At 37.5% G+C, this 23,634-nt stretch carries 22 protein-coding genes; 12 read left to right on the top strand and 10 right to left on the bottom strand.

Translation table 11 applies throughout. The features are described from left to right. Positions 1-55 precede the first annotated feature (55 nt). Positions 56-2,428, top strand: coding sequence for a Tex family protein (locus ACINWC743_RS03085; protein ID WP_009584348.1), 2,373 nt, complete (start codon positions 56-58; stop codon positions 2,426-2,428). Positions 2,429-2,469: 41 nt separating this feature from the next. On the opposite strand, the gene ACINWC743_RS03090 is transcribed toward ACINWC743_RS03085, so the two are convergent. The 4 genes from ACINWC743_RS03090 to ACINWC743_RS03105 form a co-directional block, all read right to left on the bottom strand. Next, positions 2,470-3,516, bottom strand: a complete 1,047-nt coding sequence (locus tag ACINWC743_RS03090; protein ID WP_009584333.1) for an RES domain-containing protein — start codon at positions 3,514-3,516, stop codon at positions 2,470-2,472. Between the two features lie 2 nt (positions 3,517-3,518). Continuing rightward, entirely contained in the window at positions 3,519-4,427 is a 909-nt protein-coding gene (locus tag ACINWC743_RS03095; protein ID WP_009584332.1) for a sce7725 family protein, read from the bottom strand. After that, a complete protein-coding gene (locus tag ACINWC743_RS03100) occupies positions 4,393-5,262 on the bottom strand; it encodes a sce7726 family protein (RefSeq protein WP_009584339.1) in 870 nt (289 codons plus the stop codon). Before ACINWC743_RS03100 ends, ACINWC743_RS03095 begins: the two co-directional genes overlap by 35 nt. A 94-nt stretch (positions 5,263-5,356) precedes the next feature. After that, positions 5,357-5,734, bottom strand: a complete 378-nt coding sequence (locus tag ACINWC743_RS03105; protein ID WP_009584338.1) for a MerR family transcriptional regulator — start codon at positions 5,732-5,734, stop codon at positions 5,357-5,359. A 98-nt stretch (positions 5,735-5,832) separates the two neighbouring features. Here ACINWC743_RS03105 and ACINWC743_RS03110 point away from each other — a divergent pair, with 98 nt between their 5' ends. Continuing rightward, positions 5,833-6,924 carry an SDR family oxidoreductase gene (locus ACINWC743_RS03110; protein ID WP_009584336.1) on the top strand — a complete coding sequence of 364 codons (1,092 nt, stop codon included), beginning with the start codon at positions 5,833-5,835 and terminating at the stop codon, positions 6,922-6,924. 45 nt (positions 6,925-6,969) lie between these two features. On the opposite strand, the gene ACINWC743_RS03115 is transcribed toward ACINWC743_RS03110, so the two are convergent. Next, positions 6,970-7,725, bottom strand: coding sequence for an SDR family oxidoreductase (locus ACINWC743_RS03115; protein WP_009584344.1), 756 nt, complete (start codon positions 7,723-7,725; stop codon positions 6,970-6,972). Positions 7,726-7,830: 105 nt separating this feature from the next. Here ACINWC743_RS03115 and ACINWC743_RS03120 point away from each other — a divergent pair, with 105 nt between their 5' ends. Continuing rightward, complete coding sequence (locus ACINWC743_RS03120) at positions 7,831-8,727, top strand: LysR substrate-binding domain-containing protein (RefSeq protein WP_009584334.1); 897 nt, start codon at positions 7,831-7,833, stop codon at positions 8,725-8,727. A 2-nt stretch (positions 8,728-8,729) separates the two neighbouring features. Here ACINWC743_RS03120 and ACINWC743_RS03125 read toward each other — a convergent pair whose 3' ends face one another. Then, entirely contained in the window at positions 8,730-9,617 is an 888-nt protein-coding gene (locus ACINWC743_RS03125; RefSeq protein ID WP_004825436.1) for an SDR family NAD(P)-dependent oxidoreductase, read from the bottom strand. 359 nt (positions 9,618-9,976) lie between these two features. Further along, complete coding sequence (locus tag ACINWC743_RS03130) at positions 9,977-10,330, bottom strand: SEL1-like repeat protein (protein ID WP_009584337.1); 354 nt, start codon at positions 10,328-10,330, stop codon at positions 9,977-9,979. A 307-nt stretch (positions 10,331-10,637) separates the two neighbouring features. Here ACINWC743_RS03130 and ACINWC743_RS03135 point away from each other — a divergent pair, with 307 nt between their 5' ends. The 4 genes from ACINWC743_RS03135 to ACINWC743_RS03150 are packed head-to-tail and all read left to right on the top strand — an operon-like array spanning position 10,638 to position 16,939. Further along, complete coding sequence (locus ACINWC743_RS03135; RefSeq protein WP_009584353.1) at positions 10,638-11,066, top strand: hypothetical protein; 429 nt, start codon at positions 10,638-10,640, stop codon at positions 11,064-11,066. A gap of 57 nt (positions 11,067-11,123) precedes the next feature. After that, positions 11,124-12,488, top strand: coding sequence for a TolC family protein (locus tag ACINWC743_RS03140; protein WP_035300151.1), 1,365 nt, complete (start codon positions 11,124-11,126; stop codon positions 12,486-12,488). 1 nt (position 12,489) lies between these two features. Beyond that, the gene (locus ACINWC743_RS03145; protein ID WP_004825432.1) at positions 12,490-13,767 is read left to right on the top strand and encodes an efflux RND transporter periplasmic adaptor subunit; all 1,278 of its coding nucleotides are present in this window, start codon (positions 12,490-12,492) and stop codon (positions 13,765-13,767) included. Continuing rightward, positions 13,757-16,939 (top strand): efflux RND transporter permease subunit, encoded by a 3,183-nt coding sequence (locus ACINWC743_RS03150; protein ID WP_005034373.1) that lies wholly within the window; start codon positions 13,757-13,759, stop codon positions 16,937-16,939. The genes ACINWC743_RS03145 and ACINWC743_RS03150 overlap by 11 nt, the downstream gene beginning before the upstream one ends. 72 nt (positions 16,940-17,011) lie before the next feature. Here the strand turns inward: ACINWC743_RS03150 and ACINWC743_RS03155 are convergent, their stop codons facing one another. Further along, complete coding sequence (locus ACINWC743_RS03155; protein WP_009584347.1) at positions 17,012-17,812, bottom strand: DUF4198 domain-containing protein; 801 nt, start codon at positions 17,810-17,812, stop codon at positions 17,012-17,014. A 149-nt stretch (positions 17,813-17,961) separates the two neighbouring features. Between ACINWC743_RS03155 and ACINWC743_RS03160 the strand changes: the two genes are divergently transcribed. After that, a complete protein-coding gene (locus tag ACINWC743_RS03160; protein ID WP_004825421.1) occupies positions 17,962-18,915 on the top strand; it encodes a cation diffusion facilitator family transporter in 954 nt (317 codons plus the stop codon). Between the two features lie 39 nt (positions 18,916-18,954). Here the strand turns inward: ACINWC743_RS03160 and ACINWC743_RS03165 are convergent, their stop codons facing one another. Both ACINWC743_RS03165 and ACINWC743_RS03170 read right to left on the bottom strand, forming a co-directional pair. Further along, positions 18,955-19,296: a hypothetical protein gene (locus ACINWC743_RS03165; protein ID WP_004825419.1), complete on the bottom strand. Its 342-nt coding sequence runs from the start codon at positions 19,294-19,296 to the stop codon at positions 18,955-18,957. 294 nt (positions 19,297-19,590) lie between these two features. After that, positions 19,591-20,286, bottom strand: a complete 696-nt coding sequence (locus ACINWC743_RS03170) for a hypothetical protein (protein ID WP_009584352.1) — start codon at positions 20,284-20,286, stop codon at positions 19,591-19,593. Positions 20,287-20,362: 76 nt separating this feature from the next. On the opposite strand from ACINWC743_RS03170, the gene ACINWC743_RS03175 reads away from it, so the two are divergent. The 4 genes from ACINWC743_RS03175 to ACINWC743_RS03190 form a co-directional block, all read left to right on the top strand. Beyond that, the gene (locus ACINWC743_RS03175; RefSeq protein ID WP_005034369.1) at positions 20,363-20,758 is read left to right on the top strand and encodes a hypothetical protein; all 396 of its coding nucleotides are present in this window, start codon (positions 20,363-20,365) and stop codon (positions 20,756-20,758) included. Between the two features lie 9 nt (positions 20,759-20,767). Further along, positions 20,768-21,739: a hypothetical protein gene (locus ACINWC743_RS03180; RefSeq protein ID WP_009584343.1), complete on the top strand. Its 972-nt coding sequence runs from the start codon at positions 20,768-20,770 to the stop codon at positions 21,737-21,739. A 13-nt stretch (positions 21,740-21,752) separates the two neighbouring features. Beyond that, positions 21,753-22,835, top strand: a complete 1,083-nt coding sequence (locus ACINWC743_RS03185; protein ID WP_009584341.1) for a type VI immunity family protein — start codon at positions 21,753-21,755, stop codon at positions 22,833-22,835. Positions 22,836-22,862: 27 nt separating this feature from the next. Then, positions 22,863-23,634, top strand: a 772-nt coding sequence (locus ACINWC743_RS03190) for a type VI immunity family protein (protein ID WP_009584349.1), incomplete at its 3' end; no start/stop codon positions are given.

The raw sequence follows: 23,634 nt of genomic DNA on the forward strand, positions 1-23,634 counted from the left end.
TCTCGGTCTTTATAATCACTAACTTTTAGTCCTTATCCTTGTGGAATTAAACACGATGACTGACTTAGTTCAGCAGTTGGCAAGTGAACTTGCCGTACGTCCAAACCAAGTAGAAGCTGCCATTAAACTGATTGATGAAGGCTCTAGTGTTCCATTTATTGCACGTTACCGTAAAGAAGTAACACAGGGTTTAGACGATATACAATTACGCCAACTCGATACGCGCCTTGTTTATTTACGTGATTTATTTGAACGCCGTGAAAAAGTAATCGAATCTTTAAAAGAACAAAATAAACTTTCAGATGATTTGCTCGCTCGTGTAAATGCCGCTGAAACAAAAAATGCCTTAGAAGAGCTTTACGCACCGTATCGTCCAAAACGTACCAGTAAATCTTTTAAAGCAAAAGAAGCGGGTCTTGGTGTTATCGCAGAAAAAATTATTGCAGAGCAAGTTGATCCTACAGAAGCTTTGGCTGGTTTTAGCCATGAAGAATATCCAGATGTTGAAAGTCAATTAGATGCGATTCAACACATCATTATTGATGATTGGGCACAAAATATTCCTTTGACAACAGAGTTGAAAACGACTTTTGCAAAAACCGCTGTGTTGAAGAGTTTAGTTGCATCTGAAGAGAAAAAAGAAGTCGGTAAGAAATTCCGTGATTACTTTGATTTCTCTGAAAACCTCAACAAAGTACCTTCACATCGTTTATTGGCGATGCTGCGTGGTCGTCAAGAAAATGTGCTTGGTCTTAAAGTTGATGGTGAAGATCATGCACCACTTTCACGTATTGAAACCGAATATAATCTTGAGACAGTTCAACCACAATCTCGTCAAGACTTTTTAAAACAAACAGCAAAACTGTTTTGGTTAGGCAAAGTACGTCCGACCATCGAGCATTCATTATTGACTGAAAAACGCCTTGCTGCTGAATCAGAAGCAATGAATGTGTTTGCTGAAAACTTACGTCATTTGTTACTTTCTGCACCTGCTGGTTCTCGTACCACACTGGGTGTTGACCCTGGTATCCGTACAGGTGTGAAACTTGCTGTAGTTTCAAATTCAGGCGATGTTTTGGCACACAGCACCATTTATCCTTTTGCACCTAAAGAAGATAAGGCGGGTTCAATTGCAGAACTGGCAAGACTGTGCCGTGAATTCAATGTAGATTTAATCGCTATTGGTAATGGAACAGCAAGCCGTGAAACTGAAGCAGTTGTCGCTGAAATGATGGCTGAGAATACTGATCTTAACTTAACCCGTGTTTCAGTCAGTGAAGCAGGTGCATCAGTATATTCTGCTTCAGAGTTGGCTTCTGCTGAACTTCCTGAACTTGATGTAGCGATTCGTGGTGCGGTGTCTATTGCGCGTCGTTTACAAGATCCTTTAGCTGAGTTGGTTAAAATTGATCCGAAATCAATTGGCGTAGGTCAATATCAGCACGATGTGAATCAAACCAATTTGGCAAAAACACTGGATGCAGTGGTAGAAGACTGTGTGAATGCTGTAGGTGTGGATGTCAATACTGCTTCTCCTGCAATCTTGGGTTATATCGCTGGTTTGAATAAGGCGATTGCGCAGCAAATTGTCGATTACCGTAAGGAAAATGGTCGTTTTGATAATCGTCAAGCATTAAAGAATGTCCCTCGTTTGGGTGAACGTACTTTTGAACAAGCTGCAGGTTTCTTGCGTATTCAAGACGGTTCTGAGCCTTTGGATGCATCATCTGTTCATCCTGAGTCTTATGGCTTGGTCAATAAGATTGTTGAAGCCAAAGCGACTACAGTGAAAGATATTATTGGTAATACTGAAATTATCCGTCAGGTCAAAGCGGAAGATTTTGTGGATGATCAATTTGGTTTACCGACTATTCAAGATGTGTTAAGTGAACTTGAAAAACCAGGTCGTGATCCACGTCCAGAATTCCGTACGGCTAAATTCCGTGAAGATATTACTGAAGTGAGTCAGTTAACCGAGGGCATGCAGCTCGAAGGTGTAATTACCAATGTGACCAACTTCGGTGCATTTGTTGATGTTGGTGTACATCAAGACGGTTTAGTCCATATTTCTGAACTTGCCAATGAATTTGTTGCAGATCCACATAAAGTTGTTAAACCAGGACAAATTGTACAAGTGCGCGTGTTGACAGTAGATGCTGAACGTAATCGTGTGAATTTGTCGATGCGCCCTGAAGGTTCTGAAGCACCTGCTAAAGCACCTCGTCAAAAGCGTGAGTTTAATAACAATGAACAACGTGCTGAACGTAAGCCACAAGGTAAGCGTCCACCGCAAGGTCGTCCAAATCATGACAATAAGGACAAAGCACCTCGTCATGACAAAAAGCCTCAGGCAGCAAAACCTCAAGAAAATAAAATTGGTGGTTTAGGCGCATTATTATTACAAGCAGGGATTAAAGGATCTAAATAAGCCTTAATTTCTCAAAATGAAACCGCCGTAAGGCGGTTTTTTTATAAAATATCGTGGGAAAGCTCAATACTATTAACTCGATAATTTTGGACAGCTACAGCTTCAACACAATTCATTAAGTCATCATTAAAAATTACTATATTGAAACCTTTACCGAATGAACTAGTGAACATTAGTCCATTAATTTTCCCTAAATTTTTAAAAAATTCAGTAATGAATTGAGTGGGAATGTAATCTAATCGCGAACGTGTAGGAAGAACTGGTAATGATAACTCTTTTGAAAATTCTTCTAATAGGCAGACTAGTTTTAGAATATTATGAAAATTATCATTCAAGCTTAAAGATAGGAATGAAATATCTCTGCGAGGATTTCTTAAATTAATTACATTAATATCAGAGATACTTTTAAACTGTGCAATAGATACCGTTTGCCCATTACTAGGTCTAACTTCAGTTAAAGCTGTTTCAATATTCTCAGCAATATATAAGTAAGAGATACCATCAGGATTTGCTCGACCAATTGAAACCTTATCCTTAGGTGGTTTTCCCATTTTTTCATGGGTCAAATTTTCATCAGAGATTCTTGCCCGAAAAAAAGTATCTGAAGTGTTAATTTGGTAGTTTAGTTGCTCTATCACTTCAGTAAAAATGGAAAACAAATTACCACTTTCTAAAAATGCATTTTTATATATCTTAGTTTGCGGAAAAAAACGGTTATTATGAATTAATTCATGTTTAAAACGATGCCATTCGTTTACAGTATCTTGAGAAAATTTCAGAAAACGCTTATTTAATAAGATGGGCTTATCTTGTAGAGCATCATTAATTAATGTATGAGCTTGTGTATTATTATTGAAAAAAACGAAATCTTCTAACAGAATTTCTATAATATTTACACCATTACTATATTCAATATATGAATTTGATATAGCCTCTAACAGTGGTACAATAAAATTATATAAATCATTTATATAGATAGCACTTGAATCACTATTTCCACAATAATGGCAACGTGATATTTGACCATTTTGATTAATTTTTAATTTTAAAGTCTTATCAGTAAAGCAATTACTACAACATTTATGCATTATTATTTCATCCTAGAAGATAGGTAAGAATTAATAGTTTCGATATGGTGCTTAATTGAGTTTTTTTTAACTTGTCCTAACCCTGGAAAATGTTGTAGTTGATACAAATTTTCAAAATCTTCAAGACCTGATGTTTTTATGAAAGGAATTATATTTTTATTATATTCATGAATAAACTTTTTTAATGCTTCTATAAATTTTGCACCGGGATTTGTGGGAGTACCATCATCCGTTGAAGAATAATGCCTGATAAACAGTTCATCAAACCGTTGGGTATCTATATATGAACAATGAATAGTAACTACATAAGCTGGACCACCACCTTCACTAAAGTCCTCACCAGTAATTGTATAATCTCCAAATCCGATATTAGTTTTGTCATCTAAGTAATAGCTATGCAATGATGAAAAGGGTGATTCAAGGGGATAATCTGCATTTTTCTTTTGTTTTCTAAAGAAATCCTCATAAATTACTTTATTTTTAATTAATCGTTTTACATTGGGACTAATATCATTTTGAATAAAATTGATACGTGATGCTCTAGAAAAATCTATAATTTGATGATCAATACCTTTTTGTATAAATAAACCAAATGAACCTAACTCTAAAAAATCTTGATATTTTTCTGTGTTTTCATTAATTGAATAAAGAATTTCATATTCTATAGACTCAAATTTTTTCAATTCAAAAAATAATTCATTAGGGGATTTAGAATAATCACCAATAGTGGGGTTAATGATAATATGTGGAGTAATTCCACTATTATTCAGTGCTTCTATGGTTTTTATTAAAGGCTTAATATCTCTTTTAACAGGTTCAATGACTGGTGTGTAGCATTTAAGTTGTAAGGAAGCTAATTCTCTCAAAGCTAAGAGTTCATTGAGTTTTCCCCTCAAAATTGGGTAATACATAAGAGTTATTCTCCATAAAAATTTTTTTCAAAGATTGGATGTTGTTATTGCTAAATTTAAAGCTAATCAATGCATTAGTCAAAGCAATTGGTAGTGAATTTATAGCTTCAACATTATTCTTTCTAGTCTTTTTGAGAGTCTTTAAGAATAATTTATTAACAAATTCGGGTTCTGCTTTATTAATAATATTAAAACAATAATCAAAAATTTGTGTATTAGGTACATCAATTTTTAATTTATAAATTTTTTCAGCAATAAATAGATACTCTTCTTTTCTTAAAGATTTCATCATCAATTCTAAATCAATTGAACACTTTTCAATAGGTTCTCTGATAGTTTTTAATTTACAAGTGTCAGTAAATTCTATTATACCAACGTTATCAGGAATTAAATGATATACATCAACAATCATTTTTGAAGCACAAACAACAAAAACTTTATTAAACAATTGCGTATAAGAGCTTAGTTGATCTTCAAGCCTGATTAATGAATCATATTCAGTTTTTATTTCATAACAAGTAGAACAACCATTAAGAAGTACTAAATCAGCTTTATTTGTTCCAACTCTGAATTCCGATAACAAAACTGAAGATTTAAGGGAGTGTCGCCCCATTAAAATTCTTCTGGCAATCATGTTTTTATAAATATATTCATTCCTATAATTTTTTTCTAAAAAAGAATATGATCTTTCATATAAATCTAGATAATTAATAGCTTCGAAATGTTGAGCAATTTCATCAATTTTTAATTTTTCTATAGATGAAAAGTCGTTATTAGCAATTGCATTTAAGCAATTACTAGTAAATAACTTTGCGACTTTTCTTTCAATGTTCATGATTCATATGATTCAATTAGGTTAACTTATTTTATTATTCTATAATGATATATGAACTAATCCTATAAAAAAAAGTATTTTACTGTTTTATAAATTAAGCAATCGCAGAAATATCACAATCTTTTTTAAAGGGGCATGCTTCGCCAATCACAAGATTTTCAAGCAGATGCTGAATGTTTTGTAGTTGATGGATTTTTTCACGAATGAGATTAAGCTTGTCGGTTAAAATCTCATGGAATTGTTCCGCTGGAATTTCATTCACATTGACCAAATCTAAAATTTGTTTAATTTCAGCCAAAGTAAAACCTAAATTTTTAGCAACTTGGATCAACTGTAATTGTTGTACATCCTGTTCTGAATAATCTTTGTATCCATTATTGCGTATCAAAGGATGAATAAGATCCAGCTTTTCATAAAAACGAATCGTATCCCGACTGAGATTGAGGTGTTTTGATAACTCACTGATTAACATCACTGGCTCCAAATTTGAATGTACTTGCAAGAAACACTTGACTGTGGAGTGTACTCCATCCTTTAGATTAAGTGTGAACATAAGGAGCGTAGCAAGTGATGCAAAATAATCAAAGTACAGAAAAAATTACCTTAGTCGCAGGTGCAACAGGATTTATTGGTAAATTTCTGGTGGCACAATTACTTCAAGACAATGATCAGGTTTTTGCGCTGTGTCGAAATCGTGAGCAGCAAGAACCTAGATTGAAAGCTTGGCTAGAAAAGCAAGGAATAAATTATCAAAAATTGCAATGTATACAAGGTGATATCACCTTACCAGACTTGGGTATTTCAACTGGGGACTGGAAACGGCTTGCAACGGTGACACATTTGTTCAACACCAGTGCGTTATTTGCATGGAATCTGTCGATGCAACAGGCACATGAAGTGAATGTTCGAGGAGTCATCAATTTACTTCAAACTGTGAATGCTCACTGTCACTTGAAACGGGCAATCCATCTTTCTGGCTATATGTTGACACTTACTCAGCATTTGGAAGATGCTGGAGTTGATCTGAAAAATATAGAAAAAACAGATTGGCAGTGTGTCTATCAAAAACTAGGTGCTTATGAAGCTTCCAAAATTGAAGCGCATTTTGCTTGGATCAAATCTGCACAAGCGTTGAAAATTGATTGGACTGTGATACACCCTGCAACTGTCATAGGAGATGAAAATTCTGGAGAAATCGCCAAATATCAGCCGATTGAACATCTCATTACCCAATTGATACAACGCAAGTTGACTGCAATTCCTGCCACCCCTCAGCATTATTTGCCTTTAGTTTCAGTGACCATGTTGGTTCATGCGATATGTAAAGCCTCACAGGATCAATTGGCAGTAGATCAAGAGATACTGATTGTTAATCCCACCCAGATTTCTTTACAGGTACTGATTCAACATGCGGCAGATCGCTTAAATCTTAAAGCACCACACTATTTTGTTTCTCTAAAAATATTAAAATTAATTTTAAAATGGAAATGGCTTGCTCAAAAGTTGGAGTTATCTGCGGAAATGTTAAATTTCATTCGTACAGAGCAATTGGACATAGACCTGTTTTTAAAGCTAAATCAAAACTGGAAAATATCTGAAACTAATCTCAAGCAGACCATTGAACGAACAGCTGAATGGGTCAAGCAAAATTATGAGGACTAAGGAAAAAGTGCCCATTGAATAAAATGGGCACTTTCTCAGTCAGGATTATCGTGTTGTATAACCACCATTGGCAAAAATAGTCTGTCCTGTAATCCACCAGCCTTCTGTGACTAAGAAACGTACCAAAGGTTCAATGTCTTCAATTTTGGTTAAGCCCCCCAATGCTGAGGCAGATTTATGGTACGCCACAGCTTCAGGTGCTTCTTGACCATAGAAAAATGGGGTATCCATTGGACCTGGTGCAACGGCTGTAACGGAAATACCACGCGCTCCGTATTCCTTTGATGCCGCGCGAGTATAGTGCTCAACCGGTGCTTTTAAGCCTTCATAGGTGGAATACAAACCGGTATAGGCTGCCAAAAGACTGGTCACGATTGAGCAAATTTTTCCACCATTGTTGAGATGTTTTCCCGCAGATTGAATGAAGAAATAAGCAATTTTATTGTTAATGTCATTCATTGAATCAAACTCTTGTTCTGTAGTTTCAATCAATGGTTTTTTTAATACTCGACCGACTGTATTAATTGCAATATCGATACCACCAAAAGTTTCTTTGGCTTTGATGAACAAGGTTTCAATATTTTGAATATTAGAGAGATCTGCTTGTATCAGTGTTGCATGAGCACCCAATTGTTCAACAGCTTTAAGTGTTTCTTCAGCATCCTTTCGTGTTTCTGGGCTGTTATAGTGAATGACCAAATTTGCCCCTTGTTCTGCAAATTTACGAGAGATCAAACCACCTAAATTTTTTGCGCCACCCGTAATAATAACGGTTTTATCTTTTAAGTCATGTGAGCTCATTTTTATTTTCCAATGTTAACCAGTGATGTTGAAATTCTAGGTGCTATTTTTTATTCTACATAGTGGATAGAATCGAATGGATTGTTTGAAAAATTTGAATAATAGATGGATAAAATAGAGCGGTTTAAAATTTTTTGTCTTGTTGCAGAAAAACACTCATTTGCACAAGTAGCAAAAGAGTTAGACTTACCACGTTCCACCATTACCTATGCCATACAAGCTTTAGAAAAAGAATATGAAATTTTGCTGTTTAATCGAACTACTCGAAAAGTCAATTTAACCAATGACGGAATGCAATTTTTTCTAGAGGTTAAACACTTAATTCTACAGTCTGAAACATTAGATCATTTCAAATTAAAAAATCGTGAGCATATAGGAAAAATTAAAATTGGTTTGCCGTTGCGTATAGCAACACAATACCTTATTCCTTATCTCAATGAGTTTTATGAAAAATATCCAAATGTTAAAATTTCAATTTATAGTCATGATCATTATTCAGATTTAATCGAACAGCGTTTAGATTGTGTCGTTCGTGTGGGTAGGGTGGAGGATGAAAATTTAATTGTAAGACCGATTGCCAATATTGATTTATATACCTTGGCTTCTCCTAATTATCTAAATAGGTTGCAACAGCCATTGCGCTTGACGCATTTGCAAGAGCATTTTCTGATCGGGTATCAAATCAAAAATTTAGATACTGATTTTGAGCGCCTGTATTTTAAAAATATTCAGGTCAATCTTCCCTACAAACTGTGTGTAGAAGACACAGAAAGCTATCTACATGCTGCTTTACAAGGATTGGGGATCATTCAGATTCCAGCGTTCGATGCAGTGCCTTTTATTGCACAAAATAAATTAATTCGAATTTTTGAAGATGAACCTTGTCTCAAGATTCCTGTTAATTTTTTATTTTTAGAAAGAAAATATAGACCTGTCTATTTTCAATTTTTTATTGAGTGGTTAGAAAGCTTACTTAAAAATAAGCTTTCTAAGATGTTTTAAACTTACCAATGTTCGCCAGGGAATAAACGCGCATAGGCACGTTGTACTAGATTAAGTTTCTGTGGTTCGCCCACAGAAGCAGTTGAGCTTGGGAATAAATTAAAACCAATCGACATTAATTTATTGTTGATTCCTGGTGCGATTGAATAGGTAATTGAAGCTAAACGTCCTAAGTTGGTTGCAACTTTTTTCGGACGTTTAACAATCGCATAAGCCACCAAATCAGCAGCTTGTTCTGGAGAGAGCGTCGGAACGTACTTATAGATTTTGGTTGGTGCAATCATGGGCGTACGCACTAAAGGCATATACACCGATGTGATCGCAATTTTATGTGAGTGGACTTCGGCAGATAAGCAACGGCTAAAGGCATCTAAAGCCGCTTTTGAAGCAACATAAGCAGAGAAACGGGTTGCGTTTGCCAATACACCAATCGAGCTGATATTGATGATATGACCATCTTTGCGTGTCATCATTTGCGGTAAAATGTTCAATACTAAGCGTACAGCACCAAAATAATTCAGCTGCATGGTACGTTCAAAGTCATGGAAACGGTCGACAGACTCATGTACAGCACGGCGAATCGAACGTCCTGCGTTATTAATTAATATATCAATATGATCAACCGAAGCAATGATTTGCTTAGAGACCCTATCAATTGCATCCATATCATTTAAGTCGCACGGAAAAATGTCCGCTTGACCACCTTCTGCCTGGATTTCCGCTTGAACTTCTTTGAGTGTTTCTTCTGTACGAGACACCAAAAGTACATGTGCTCCTGCCGCAGCAAGTTTTTTTGCAACCGTTAAACCAATACCACTAGATGCACCAGTGATTAATGCAATTTTACCTTGAACCTTTTCTTGAAAAAGTTGCTCCAATTTCTGATTCATAGCTATTTTCCTGATTTTGCTAAAATGAATATATGAGCTGTATTTTTAGTTTCTGGGTGAAGCTATCCTTGTATAAAAGATAGTCAGTTTTATTGGGGGCAATAATATACAAAAAAAATAAAATTACTAGTAGTAAGCCTCTGAATTTAAAAAATATTTTAGAGTAAATACTCTATAGTTTTTTTATTTATTTGGTGATTTTTACCATATTGAAATCAATTTTTAAAGTAAAAACAATCAATGTTTGCGTGAAAAATAAACAAATGAATTCAGGTGGATAACCCAGTATAATTGATGAATAAACAGAGCCAGTTTTAGCTCTGTTTATCGCGCGATATATACAATACAATTAACGTAATTTATGAAAATGCAAGTTCGTCATAGGCTTTCTTTAACTGTTCTTTTGCATGAAGATGACCTTGATGCGCCGCTTGTTCAAGCCATTTTTCAGCATGACTATAACTACGGTCTAAACCCAGTTGCCCATTGAGATAACTCAGCCCCATTTTATATTGGGCTTCCTGATCTCCGCGTAAAGCGGCTCTGAGATAACACCACATTGCATTGCGATTTGCGATTTCATTTGAACTTAAATGTTGATCTTCAAAATCATGTGCTTGCGCTTTTTCGAGCGTGGCTTCAGATGCATTTTGTTCAAATGCTTGGCGAGATGTGGAATCTCCTAAAAAACGGTTAAAAATATGCACCAACATATAAAACCTCCTTGCTAATCCATTAACAAAGTAAAAGAGATTGCTAATCATAAAAAATTGATTAGATATCAGTAAATCTAGCTGATTTTGTAAACTTTGCAAATAATTTTATGTAATTTGTCAATTGCTTTTTATATACTTTTGTTTATGTTAGTCCTAGTTAATAAAAGATTTAGAATTTTTAAAAATTACCTTTCTGTAATTTGAATAGCTCAACAAAGTTGCTATATTCATCATGTATTTTGATTTCGAGTCTCAATTTGTGAAACGTTCAGCTGTTTTCATCACAGTCTTGCTAAGTTTGTTCATGTTCCAGAGCCTTTGGAATGTGGCAGCGGCTTTTTGTGATCATGAAAAAAGCGCTGGAGCAGCTCAGAAATCAGTCATTCAGCATTTTGGTCATCATAGTGCACCTGATTGTACGCAAGATCAGTTATTACATCCTCAATTATTGGGAAGCTATGGGTCTGAGACTCAAACAGATCATGGAGCTTCTCCACAGAAAGCAACCCATCAGCATGATGTACGCGCTAACGATTTTCTAAAACATTTCAATGATGATCATAGTGATCATTTGCCTTCTCTGGTCCACTTTATTGTCGTGGATGATCAGCAACACGCTGAACAGCCTAAATTTATAGGTTACCGAGAAGCGCCATTTGTTGGCTGGAACAACTTGTACCAGTCGCCTGATCTATATTTTCCTAATCCGCCGCCCCTCTTATCCCCGCTATAAGGTGGGGTAGCCGAAAAATCACTCACCGCTAATATTTGAATTTAGTGGAGCATTTCTATGCCTAAAAAAACATGTAAAACCGTACAAAAGTCTAGATTGAGCTTTAGATCGTCTCTTCTTGGCGCGCTTATGGTGAGTATCATTACATCTAGCGCTTGGGCGAATGATTCAAAACAGTCATTAACCTTACAACAGGCAATCGCGAAAACAGAGCAGTACCAACAAACACAAAATGTGTGGCAGACTCAGCAGCAGATTGCAGATGCGAATATAAAACAAGCAAAACTGTGGACAAATCCAGAGATATCCATACAGCAAACAGGCTTTGGTTCAAATGAGGATAAAGAGCTTGCGATAGGTGTTTCTCAGCGCTTGGATCTTTTTGGTGAGCGAAAATCTGTTCAAAAATTGGCGCAACTTTCTAAAGATCAAAGCGATTTAAATCAGCGAATTTATCAAGCCCAACTTGAGCTTGCTGTTAAATATCTATGGTCACAACTGGCAATTTTTGAACTCGAACGTAGTGTGGTTCAAGAGCAGCTTAAAGTCAGTGAAGAAAATTTGAATGCCATCCAGAAGCGTTATCAAGCAGGTGGTGTTGCCCAAGTCGATGTGGATCGGGTGCGATTAAGTCATGCCGAAAATGCGCGTCTGTATCGCCAAGCGGATCTACAAGTTCAGGTTGCTAGACAGCAATTATCAAATTTATGGGGAGATTCAGATAAATCGATCAGTATCAATCTGAGTCCACAATCATTGTGGCCATCTTCTTCTCATCAACAAGTACAAGAATATTTATCGGATAATTTGTTTGAAAAATCACGCCGTTTACAAGTGTTGCAGGCAAAAGCGACCGTAGATCAACTCAAAGCCTCAGCACGCCCAAATCCTACTGTGAATTTTGGCGTAAACCGCACACGATCACCTCAAGCACAAACGGATAATGCACTTGTGGTGGGGGTGTCGATTCCATTGAATATTTTTAACCGCCAACAATATGGTGTGCAAATTGCGCGTGCGAAAGAAGATTTATTAAACAAACAGCAAGAATTCTATCTTCGTCAAAATGCTTTGCAGGTCGGTACATTATTGACTGAACTGCAAGGACTAGAAGTGCAATTTAATGCTGTGGATCAGTCGCAAATTCCACTTGCCGCTCAGGTACAACGTAAAACTTTAATGGGTTTTACAGTAGGTAAGTTTGCTGTAACGGATGTACAGCAAGCGACTTTACAATTGCAGGATGTACGTTTACGCAAGGTGCAATTACTCAAAGATGCATGGCAACGTGCCATTGAAGCAGAAAGTTTGAGTCTAGGCGTTGAACCAAGTCAAATCATGGCGAAAGATGCAATCGCACAAATTAATCAAAACTTATGGCAAGAGACTCAAGCACTACCAGTGATTGGTGGGAGAAATTAATATGCTAAATCAATTTAAATCGTTTCAGCATCAGCAGGGCAAAATTTCTCAACGCCTACTGATCATTGTTGCTATTGTCGTGACAGCACTTATTGCAACAGCTTTACTTTTTTCATCGAAAAAAAGCACATCAAAAGAAGAAGGGCATGGTGAGGAAGGACATGCGCATGGTGAAGAAGGTGCAGCAGAATCAGCTGAGGGAGGTGCAAATGAAGGTGGGCATAGTGAAGAGGAGGAAAAAGAAACCATTAGCCTGACTGCACAGCAAATTACTGAGCAAGGCATACAACTCGCCAAAGCGGAAATGGGAGCTGTGTTAAAGTCAGCGTCTTATCCTGCAAAAATCATGGTCAATACCGATCGACAGGCGCATGTATCTCCTGCTTTTAGTGGACAAGTGATAGCGGTAAATGTGGAGCTAGGGCAACGTGTGCAAAAAGGTCAGGCATTGGCAACGCTCGTTGTTCCAGATTTGGTTGATCAACAAGCGAATTTACAGATTGCGCAAGCTGCAATGGAGTTGGCGCATCAAGATTATGAACGTGAGCGTCAATTATGGTCACAAGGCATCTCTGCCAAGCAGGATTACCAGCGTGCATACAATGCCTATAAACAGGCTCAAATACAGGTACAAGCAACCAAATCTCGTCTGTCTGCTTTAGGGGCTTCTTCCGGTAGTCAGGGACGTTATGTCATGACAGCACCGATTGCGGGAATTATTAGCAAAAAAGATTTAGTCATGGGGGAGAATGTTCAGCTTGCCAGTCAATTGTTCGTGATTGATCAGTTGGATCAATTGTGGCTTGAATTTATTGTCCCAAGTTCCGAGTTTTCATCTATTGCACCGAATCAACAGATTGAGTTTAAGTCGTTACAAACAGGTAATACTTTCAAGGCTCAGATTCAAAGTTTAAATACTGAAGCTGATGCTCAGACTGGACGTTTACAAGTGCGTGCCAAAGTATTGTCCAATGCTGCTGAATTACGTCCAAACTTAATGGTCAATGTTCAGCTTCAACAGCCGGGTTCTGCTCAAGCGTTACGTGTATTGAAAAGTGCAGTACAAAAAATAGAGGATAAAGATGTTGTATTTGTTGCCAATGAACATGACAAAAAGCTTGAATTTAAAGCACAACCTGTCGTCTTGGGGCAGGTTTCCAGCGATGGGCAGTGGATTGAAATTCAGTCAGGTCTGAAGCAAGGGCAACAATACGCGGGGCAAGGCAGTTTCTTACTCAAATCTGAACTAGAAAAGGGAGAAGCGAGCCATGACCATTAAGGATTCTCCAGATTCTCAATTAGATTTAGACAAAGATCAGGAATTGCCTCAGGCAGAGGGTTTGTTTGATCGACTCATTCAATTCTCAATCAAAAATGCGATATGGGTGATACTGTTTATCGTGGCTTGGATTGGCGTAGGTGTTTATAGCTATCAAAAATTACCGATTGATGCGGTACCTGATATTACCAATGTCCAAGTACAAGTGAACACACAGGCAGCTGGGTTTACTGCATTGGAAGTTGAGCAACGAATCACCTATCCCATTGAAACTGCGATGGCGGGGCTACCTAAACTTGAGATGACCCGCTCAATTTCTCGTTATGGCTTATCACAAGTCACCATTATTTTTAAAGATGGCACAGACATTTATTGGGCGCGTCAACAAATTAATCAGCGTATCCAAGAAGCTCAAGCAGCATTACCTGATGATATTTCACCTACGATGTCACCCGTATCGACAGGTCTGGGAGAAATTTATCAGTGGGTGGTCAAAGCTGAACCCAATGCCAAGAAACCTGATGGTACACCTTATACCGCCATGGACTTGCGTGAAATTCAGGATTGGATTGTAAGACCGCAATTACAACGAGTACCTGGTGTTGCTGAGGTAAACTCGATTGGTGGCTTTAATAAAACATATGTAGTCACTCCAGATCTCAATCGTTTACAACAATTGCAAATCCCTCTCAGTGATTTGCAAAATGCTTTGACTTTAAACAATGAGAACCGTGGTGCTGGTTTTATTGAAACCAATGGTCAGCAATTGACTGTACGTGTTCCAGGAATGCTCAGCAGTATTGAAGATATTCAAAATGTCAGCATTGGCAATAAAAATGGTTTTCCGATCCGTGTTGCTGATGTTGCGACCGTAGCGATAGGGCATGATCTTCGAACTGGTGGTGCGACTTATAACAGTCAAGAAACTGTACTGGGTATTGCCATGATGATGATGGGAGAAAATAGCCGTACAGTTGCACGTGCTGTGGATGCCAAAGTCAAAGAAGTCCAGCAGTCTTTACCGAAAGGCATTGTCATTGAAACAGTTTATGACCGTACTGATCTGGTTGAACGAGCGATTAAAACTGTACAGAAAAACCTTGTTGAAGGGGCAATTCTGGTCATTGTTATTCTGTTCTTATTCCTAGGTAATTTCCGAGCGGCTTTAATTACTGCCTGTGTAATTCCATTGTCCATGTTATTCACTTTAGCAGGTATGGTGGAACAAAAAATCAGTGCTAACTTGATGAGTCTTGGTGCATTAGATTTCGGGATTATTGTCGATGGTGCAGTGGTGATTGTGGAAAATTGTATTCGTCGCTTAGCAGAAGCTCAACATGCTAAAGGGCGTTTGTTGTCACGATCAGAGCGCTTTAAAGAAGTATTCCTTGCAGCAAAACAGGCACGTCGTCCATTGATTTTTGGTCAATTGATTATTCTGGTGGTGTACTTACCTATTTTTGCTTTGTCAGGGGTTGAAGCTAAACTCTTCCATCCAATGGCAATGACAGTTGTATTGGCTCTTCTCGGCGCGATTATCCTTTCTGTGACATTTATTCCAGCAGCGGTGGCGCTGTTTGTAAATGGTGAGGTGAAGGAAACAGAAAGTCGCTGGATGCTTTGGTTAAAGCGTAAATATGAAGCAGTGCTGAACTTAGCCTATCATTTTAAAGTATTGGTCATCACGCTTGCGCTGTGTATTTTATTTTTGACAGGTCTACTTGCAACACAGATTGGAAGTGAATTTGCACCAACGTTGAGTGAAGGAGATTTTGCAGTACAGCAAATGCGTTCCCCAAGTACCAGCTTGGAGCAATCTTTAAGAATGCAAGAAAATACGGAAAAATTGTTGTTAAAAGAGTTTCCAGAAATTAAAGCCATATTTGCCCGTACAGGTACTGCAGAAGTGGCAACAGATGTGATGCCACCGAATATTTCAGATGCTGTGGTCTTGTTAAAACCGCAGAAGGAATGGAAAAATCCGAAAGAAAGCATAGATGAGTTGCGTCAACGCATGATTGCATTTCTGGCAACATTACCCGGTAATAACAGTGAGTTTTCACAACCGATTGAACTACGCTTTAACGAATTGATTTCAGGTGTGCGTAGTGATGTCGGGATCAAAATATTTGGCGATGACATGGATGTATTGAACCAACAGGCGAGTAAAATTGCCCAACAAGTGCAAAGTATTTCAGGCGCATCCGCAGTTAAGATCGAGCAGACATCGGGTTTACCTTTGCTCAATGTTGAAGTGAATAAAGCAGCAGCAGCGCAATACGGATTATCTGTAAGAGCTATTCAGGATTTGGTTGCGACAAGTGTAGGTGGACAAAATGTTGGGCAGATTTTACAAGGAGATCGTCGTTTTGACTTTGTGATCCGTCTGGATGATGCGCAACGTACCCCAGAACACTTGGCTGTGCTGCCGATTCAAACACCAAATGGTGGCTTAATTCAGTTACAAGATGTCGCTAAAGTAGAAAATATTTTAGGTATCAATCAGGTCAGCCGTGAAAATGGTAAGCGTCGGGTTGTTGTCACTACAAATGTAGAAGGGCGTGATTTAGGTTCTTTTGTTGCAGAACTGCAATCTACTTTGGCTAAACAGGAAATGCCTGCAGGGTATTGGTTGAGTTATGGAGGGCAGTTTGAAAACCTCACTTCAGCCAAAGCTAGAATGCAATTGGTGGTTCCATTGGCATTGATTACGATCTTTATCTTGTTGATGGCTGTTTTCCATAACTTTAAAGAAAGCCTACTGGTCTTCACTGGTGTTCCATTTGCCCTATGTGGCGGTTTGATTGCATTGTGGTTGCGAGGAATACCATTATCTATGTCTGCTGGTGTTGGTTTTATCGCGCTCTCTGGTGTGGCGGTGCTGAATGGTCTGGTCATGTTGACATTCATTAAGGAATTGCGTCAGCAACTTGATGTTTATCATGCGACTTGGCAAGGTGCAATTTTACGTTTAAGACCTGTTCTGATGACAGCCTGTGTTGCCTCTTTAGGTTTTGTGCCGATGGCATTGGCAACTGGGACAGGTGCAGAAGTACAGCGTCCATTGGCAACAGTGGTCATCGGTGGAATTATGTCATCTACGTTGTTGACCTTGGTGATTTTGCCTGTGATCTATCGTTGGATGAATGAGCGTAAAGAGCGAAGTAACTAATTGCTTGTCTAAAAAACAAAGCCCTCTTTTTGAGTAAAACAAGAAGAGGGTCTCTATATTTTTAAGGTTGTATTATTTGCCAGCAGGTAATACGCCTAAGCTAATAATGGTGTAGTTTTGATTGACTGGTTTTGCGGTTGAATTGAAAGGTTCACTGACTTCAACAAGATATTGTCCAGAATATGGGAAAGTAAGTGTGGCAGAGCCATCCGTAGCGACAGGAACTTTTAACGCTTGCTTATCGGTTTGACCTTGAGCTCGAATCAGTAACTCCGCATTTTTGAGTGCTTGCCCTGATTTTTTAATTAGAATTTGTACAGGTTGTTGTGCAGTGATGTCATTGGGATGGGTTTTAAACTCAACCTGTATGACTGCATCAGTTTTGTTTTGAAAAGCAGAGGATTTATCTTTTGAAATATAGCTTTGGATTGACCATTCACGCTGAATACTGACGGGTACAGGGGCTTTTTTGAAATCAGACGGGACGACATAGTCACGTTCAGAAATATTTCCTGCTTTATCTGCGGCAACATCAAAAAGCATTTTCCATTCTTTATTATGTTGTACATATTTGAGCGGGAAAGAAACTTTAGTACCCAGTTGATAAGTGCCTGATTGTGGTAAAGCTAAGTCAAAAACAGTCGCAGATTTTAAAGTGCTGGCAGGTTGAACTTGTAATTGGTTTTGATCAGGTTGAATGACCGTTAAAGTTGTTTGTTTAAGTGCATGTTCAGCATTGAGTGCTTCTTCTGCATAACCAGCAATGACAGGAATTTGTGTATTTGCAGTGAGGTAACTCAAAGGAGCAACATAGGGTTCATGTGCATGGCCATAAGAGCAAAATAGTAAAGCAAGGTAAAGATATTTTTTCATTGTAGACATCCTGTTAGAAGGGGTATTGTCAAATCTAAAAATGTTGTGCAGGCATTATATAGAGAAAAACAATTATTGATAATAATAATTATTATCAATAATTGAAAAAGAAATGAATTGCGAATACATAAAATAAAGAGAGGTGTGAAATGAGTGAACAACAAGGGCATGATCATAGTCACGCCATGGTCACCGAGGGCAATGTCAAAAAACTAAGCTTTGCTTTGGCGATGACCAGTACATTTTTAATTGTTGAAGTGATTGCAGGCTTTATGACGCAAAGTTTAGCATTATTGTCTGATGCTGCGCATATGTTTACCGATGCAGCTGCACTCGCAATTGCATTGGTCGCGATAAAAATTGGAAAATTACCCGCGGACAATAAGCGTACCTTTGGTTATCAGCGTTTTGAAATTTTGGCGGCATTGTTTAATGCGTTGATGTTGTTTGTGGTGGCGATTTATATTCTTTATGAAGCTTATCAACGCTTTAGCCAACCTCCTGAAATTCAAAGTGTAGGCATGATGATTGTCGCCGTTATTGGTTTGGTGATTAATCTGATTTCGATGAAGATTTTATTTTCAAGTTCCCAAGAAAGTTTAAATATCAAGGGAGCTTATTTGGAAGTCTTGAGTGATGCGCTTGGTTCAGTTGGCGTTATCGTCGGTGGAGCAATTATTTATTTCACGGGTTGGATGTGGGTTGATACAGTCATTGCTGTGCTTATCGGGTTTTGGGTCTTGCCAAGAACATGGATTCTACTCAAACAAAGTATCAATATTCTCTTAGAGGGTGTACCTGAGGAAATTGATATTGAGAAGTTACGGAATGACCTGTTATCAATCAAAGGCGTGGAAAGTATTCACCAACTCAAAGTCTGGGCAATTACTTCCAAAAATGTTCATTTAACTGTCCATTTGTATGCACCTGAAGCAGATCGCAACCAGCTATATCAACAAGCCATGGAAATGCTGAGTCATCAGCATGGGATCACCGAAATGACTCTACAAATCGAGGATGATGCAGATATGGTAGATTCACATACAACACAGAACCATGCTCAAGATTCACCTATAGCTCAAGAAAAAAACCATTCACATTAATGTGAATGGTTTGATTTTTAAATCTGTTAAGTAATGGTTTTAGATTTGCCATTCATGATTACAGTCGCGACACTTCCAATTTTTATTGGCTTGCATAAAAGATTGCATGGAAATTTTAAAATCAGGAAGATCACGCCAAAAAAGCACGCCAGCAATCACTGTTGCAATAAAAACCACAACTGTTGCAATCTGCAATGTCTGACCTGCACCGTTACTGAAAATCCACATCACTATACTGATTACAACCAAAAGCAATAAAATAAAGAGTAGTGGAATCAAGAATACCAAGCTTTTAGGTACAACTGGGCGAGCTGCAGGTGTGTTGCCATTTGCAACTGGGAGAATTTTCCGGCTTTGACACTTTGGACATTGGTATTGCATGGTGACTCCATATTAATCATCTTGCTATTATTCTAATCGTTCTCATTCAGAATGCAAAAAAGACTGGATGACTAAACTCATGATCTAAGATGATACTCGAAGATATTGTCCGCAATTGTTTTAGGCAGAATTCTATTTGTAATCGTTGTTTTACTAGTGATTGAGTGTTTTTACAGTTCTCTAATAAGTTTTACGGTCAACTGTGAAATTACTAAAAGTGAGCTATGCACGTGCGTATCAACTCTTCACGATGTTTTTTAAAAGTTAAAGATATGTTTAAGTCGAAGTCCCATTCTATAGTTTTTTAACCAAATCCTCGGAGATATTTGTAAACTTTTCATAGGGAATAAATATTCCTTTGCTTGTCATCCGATCGTGAAAATAAAAATCAATATGATGGGAAATTAAGTGGTCAAATTTGAGCTGTTCTTGCCAAATGTAGTGAATTAGATTTAGATGATAACTCAAAAATTGATCTATTCCTAAAAAATGATTGGATGGACGTAATAACTCACTGACACTATCCCAGAAAAGAATATCTGGGTTCATGTTTGCCATCAATGCGACTAAATTCATCGTCTCAATTTCTTGAATTTCAATATTTTCATAACTGATGTTGATTTCTAAAATAGCATCTTTCTCACAATTTTTACCTGCTGTACGGTGATTCGCAATCAGCAATATTGTTGTGATTCCTGAAAAGTGCAGAATTCCTTTCATATTGCAATATCTATGATAAGTATCTTGAAGGAGTTCTTCTAAATTTCTTTTTTTTGGCATTTTTCGCATACATTCAGCATAAAAACACGTTGTTATAAAATAATCACCAGCTGCTGCAAAAAAACCAAAGGGTACTTTTCTAATTTTTTGATAATGATCATTGATATTCAGAGTGATATGTTTTTTTGTATCGCTGTATTTTATGACTCCACGTCTATCTGTAGCAAGTATTGCGTAACGATCTAAGTTGAAGGCGATGACTAATGACATAAAAAATCAGGACTATTAAAAGATTGTGAGGTATAATTTAACAAATAATTAAATTATGATAAATAATGGGGTGAAAATGGGTAGGGAATTTGTTGTTAGAGCTGGTCAGCATAAGTTTGAGAGTGGGGCAAAAATACAAACAGTCTTTCCAGCACTTCCCGTGATGATTGATCAACCTTATTCAGCCGCTGTGACTTTTCTTGATGATGCCAAACAACCGATGGCGAATTATAACTATCGACTGATTGCTGAAAATGGGCTTGAAGTTTCGGGAATCACGGATGAGTTTGGAAAAACTCAACCGATTCAAACTGATCAGCGGGAAAAAGTCGATTTGTATATTGCAGATTTACCAAATAATCACCAACAAAATTCAGGCGAATCTCCGCTTCTCAAAAAAACATATGAAGCCTTGTTTTATGTGGAAGATCCAGAAGATGAATTAGATGATATTGATCATTTAGAAGAATAAGAGGAAATTATGGTTGCTCCAATTGTTGCAGCTGCATATGTGGTCATTGCATTTTTGTTGAGAGTATTGCTCCACGTACTCAAAAAACTACTCAATCAGGCAGCAAAAGTGTCCACTGAATTGGTCAAAAAGTATCTTGCACCTTTTTTAAAAGATATTGGTGCAACGATTGCTCAAGAGTTGATTGAGTTTATATTTTCTTTTGCAACTGAAGTTGCGACTGATATTAAGCGAGAACAAAGAGCTTCTACGACACCCAAACCAAGCGGTTCAACAAAACCAACCGCACCCTCGCAAGCTTCAAGAGTTGGCGCTTGGTATGAGGTTTACACCAAGAAACCAATTTTATTTAAATCTGTGATTTGTAAAGTTTGCTGTTTTAGTAATCAAATTGGTGGTGCAACAGGGAAAGCGTCTAAAAAAGAAACGATTGCTGATAAAGTAATTAATTTATGGGGCGGATTACGCCACCTTAGACAAAAAGCCGTGCAAGTCATTTTTGCACTCGTAGATATTGTGATGGAACACAAATGTCCGATTAAAGCCGAAGTGATTTATGACAAAAAAACCAAACAACCGTTGATGGTTACAGGAGCAAACCCACCTCGACATAAGTTTATGGAAACCCCTGGCTCTGGTCGTTGGGGAGCAGATATTGTTGTAGTTAAAAATATGATGAAAGCACCGACATTGGATAATATTTTACATTGGGTGGAAATTAAATTTATTGATAGTCAAGATGCCCCTGATCGAGAGCAAATGACTGACTATGCAAGATTTTTAGGGGGGAGTACTATGTTGGCGATGATTCGGATTTCTGCTGATCCCAAAAAGAGTGATTGTGGTTGTAAGGCAAAGGCTGTACCGCAAAACACACACAAGCCAAGCAGTACCCCGCAAGGGAAAAAGACCAGTAAAGTGAATAAAATGCGTGAAATTTGGGATGTTGTTGTCACTAATGCAGAGAATCTTTGGAAATAATAAGGAATAGATGATGGGTGAGTTATTTCAACAAGCGGATGCATGGTTAGATCAGATTGAACAGACGCAAGATTATACTTTGCCTTATGTGGACGTTGAATCCAAAACAGAACCCGTCCGTCTAAATCTAATGATGTCTTTTTGGTTCTATCATGGTGAAACACTTGAAATAAGAGAATATATTTTTAACAAAGTGCTTGAATATATTCAATTGACAGGAATTGAATTTGTTCGAGAAGCTTCGGTCAATAAGCAAAGAGAGCGTAAATTTCGTAAAGAGGGATTTCCTGAAAATTGGATTGAAGATATACGTGGGAAAAGGTTAGATAGTTCATTAATTTATTATTTTTCAGATCAACCGAAAATGAGTTTTGCCCCTAAGTTCGGTTTGGATGTTAGTTGTGGGTCTGATATTGGAGATGGAAAGTGGTATTCAGTTGTTAATTTTATTTTCCCTTTTGATTACACGGAAAATGAAGCCAATAAGTTAGCTTGTATTCATTTTTTTAAATCATTCTTGCAAGAAATAAAAATAGAACAAGCTTATTGTGGTTATCGTATTGGACAACCTTTAGATTTTACCCAAGCTGTACCTTGGCAAGTTTTTGATACTGCTACAAGCTACCGTTTTTTAGGTATTGATATTGAAAAAAATATGACACAGTCTAGTGCTGTAGACAATGATGAACCTTCTTTAGAAAAAGGTGTACGTTCAACAGCTTGGTTGGTGTATCTCGGTCAGCCGTGGCTTGAAAAACTAGATGAAGTACAAGTGATTCAACAACAAGACCCGAATACGCCATTACGTTTAGAACCGATCAATGGTGGAGTGTTTTTTAGAGCAGATGAATCACCACAATTGGCAAGAATAGGTTTGCCACGCCCACAAGGTTATCAAGCGTTAAATAATATTCTTAAACCAATTCGAGAGAAAATGCTTCCGTTAACGCAATATGCCGATTCATTGGCAGAGTGGGAACCTGTATTTTTTCAGCCAGAACAATGTGATTGGTGGCTTGAACGTTGGGATCGAGAAGATGATGCTGAGTTATTAAAAAAATATCCTGTTCCTGAAAACTTAAAGCCGCAGGATTAGATTTGATTTATGGGATGTTGATAAATAATGGGTGAGTTATTTCAACAAGCAGAAGCTTGGTTAGATCAGATTGAACAAACACAAAATTATACTTTGCCTTATGTGGACGTTGAATCCAAAACAGAACCAGTGCGCTTAAACTTAATGATGTCTTTTTGGTTTTATGATGGCGATCAACTAGAAATTAAGGAAAAATTTGTCAAAAAAATACAAGACTATATTGCTTTGACAGGAGTTGAATTTCAACGAGAAGCATCCGTAAAAAATCAACGTGAACGTAAATTTCGTAAGGACGGTTTTCCTGAAAATTTATTAGAAGATATAAAAAAGGAAAAAACCTCTGTCATTTATTATTTTTCAGATCAAGCAAAAATGAGTTTTGCACCTAATTATGGTGTTGATGTGTTGTGTAGTTCGGAGATGGCAAATAATGAACGCTATTCAACAGTCAATTTTATTTTTCCATTTGATTTTACTCAAAATAGTAACAACCGTTTGCAATGTATTGAGTTTTTTAAATCAATAGTTCGTGAAATTAAGATAGAACAAGCCTATTGTGGTTATCGCGTTGGGCAACCCTTAGATTTTACCCAAGCAGTAACTTGGCAAGCTTTTGAAACCGCAGCCAATTATCGCTTTCTTGGCTTAGATATTGATAAGAACATGACGCAAAGTAGTCATGTGACCAATGATGAACCCTCTTTAGAAAAAGGTGTACGTTCAACAGCTTGGTTGGTGTATCTCGGTCAGCCGTGGCTTGAAAAACTCGATGAAGTACAAGCGATTCAACAACAAGACC

The organism is Acinetobacter sp. WC-743 (assembly GCF_000335555.1).
In the GTDB taxonomy this organism is placed as follows: domain Bacteria; phylum Pseudomonadota; class Gammaproteobacteria; order Pseudomonadales; family Moraxellaceae; genus Acinetobacter; species Acinetobacter bereziniae.